This window comes from Allomuricauda sp. M10, from assembly GCF_020782875.1.
GTDB lineage: Bacteria > Bacteroidota > Bacteroidia > Flavobacteriales > Flavobacteriaceae > Flagellimonas.
Genome location: NZ_JAJGBN010000015.1, coordinates 1 through 1,691 on the forward strand (window position 1 = coordinate 1; position 1,691 = coordinate 1,691).

2 protein-coding genes are annotated in these 1,691 nt (G+C 56.4%); both read right to left on the bottom strand.

Annotated elements, in window-relative coordinates; all coding sequences use genetic code 11:
• Window positions 1–2 precede the first annotated feature (2 nt).
• A complete protein-coding gene (locus LKX84_RS17860) occupies window positions 3–668 on the bottom strand; it encodes a bifunctional 4-hydroxy-2-oxoglutarate aldolase/2-dehydro-3-deoxy-phosphogluconate aldolase (RefSeq protein WP_228239081.1) in 666 nt (221 codons plus the stop codon).
• 9 nt (window positions 669–677) lie between these two features.
• A partial coding sequence (locus LKX84_RS17865) for a sugar kinase (protein WP_228239083.1) occupies window positions 678–1,691 on the bottom strand: 1,014 nt, incomplete at its 5' end.

The window sequence follows — 1,691 nt, forward strand, 5'->3', positions numbered from 1 at the left end:
GATTATTTCAATTTGATGATAGTGGATAAGGTTTGCCGCACCTCGTTTTCCAGCTTGGCAAAATCCTGCCCGGCCAACACTTCCTTGCCGATCAATTGCGATCCCATGCCCACACAGGTGGCCCCTGCGTTGAACCATGCCCTCAGATTGGGTTCTTCCGTGGTGACCCCGCCGGTGGGCATCACCTTGGTCCAGGGCTGTGGCCCTTTGATGGCCTTCACGAATTCCGGGCCGTAGGTGGATCCCGGAAAAAGCTTGATGATCTCGCAGCCCAGTTCCTCCGCCCTGTTGATCTCCGTCAGGGAACCACAGCCCGGCGACCAGAGCACCTTTCTACGGTTGCACACCATGGCGATATCCTCGCGCAAGGACGGGGTCACCACAAAATTGGCACCCATCTGCATAAAGAGCGATGCCGCGGCCGCATCCGTTATGGAGCCAACGCCCATCATCATCCCAGGAAGTTCCTTTATCGCAAATTTGTTGAGCTCCGAAAAGACCTCGAAGGCAAAATCGCCACGTGCCGTGAACTCCATCAAGCGGGCCCCACCATCATAACACGCCCTCAACACTTTCTTGCCCAATGCCACATCCGGATGGTAGAACAGGGGGACCATTCCCGTTTTCTCCATGGCCATCGCCACCTCTATCCTTGAATACTTTGCCATACTATTTGCTTATCGTGCCACTCGCCCGGAGGCATCGCCACCCATCAGTTTTTCCACTTCGTCCACCGTCACCAGATTGGCATCCCCCTTGATCGTATGTTTCAAACAGGAGGCCGCCACCGCAAAGTCCAGTGCGTTCTGGTCGTCCCCCGGATATTTGAGCAGACCGTAGATCAGGCCCCCCATGAAGGAATCGCCACCGCCTACCCGGTCCACGATGTGCGTGATCTGGTATTCCCGGGATTTGAACATGGTCCTCCCATCGTACAATACCCCGGCCCAAGTGTTGTGCGAAGCACTGATGGAGCCCCGCAGGGTGGTGATCACCTTTTTGGCGTTCGGGAATTTTTTCATCATCTGCTGGCAGACGGAAAGGAAGGCCCCGGCCTTTACGTGTTCCCCCTGGGTGGTGATGTCCAGTCCTTCGGGCCTGATCCCGAAATGTTTCTCGGCATCTTCCTCGTTGCCCAGAATAATGTCGCAATAGGAGGTCAGTTCGGTCATGATGGCCTCACGATCGCCCCCATAATCCCACAACTTGGCCCTGTAGTTCAAATCCGTGGAAACGGTCAGCCCATGTTTTTTTGCGGCCTTGACCGCCTCGATGCACGCATCCGCGGCACCCTGCGAGATGGCGGGGGTGATACCGGTCCAGTGGAACCAGTCCACTCCCTGGAACACCTGGTCCCAATCGATCATGCCCCTTTCGATCTCGGCCATGCCCGAACGGGCACGGTCGTACACCACCTTACTTCCTCTTGAAACCGCGCCGGTCTCCAGAAAATAGATGCCCAGACGGCTGCCGCCAAATATGATCTTATCGGTCCCCACCCCCCTTTTGCGCATCTCCATCAGGGCACATTCACCTATGTCGTTCTTGGGCAACCGCGTGACAAAGTCCACCGGCACCCCATAGTTGGCCAGCGATACCGCCACGTTGGATTCCCCTCCGCCGTACACCACATCGAACTGGTTCGCCTGCGAAAACCTTAAAAACTCGGGAGGTGCCAACCTCAGCATGAT

What these genes read in the sequence shown, in the direction of transcription:
- LKX84_RS17860 (WP_228239081.1), bottom strand. Translation starts at nt 668, where the DNA reads ATGGCAAAGTATTCAAGGATAGAGGTGGCGATGGCCATGGAGAAAACG.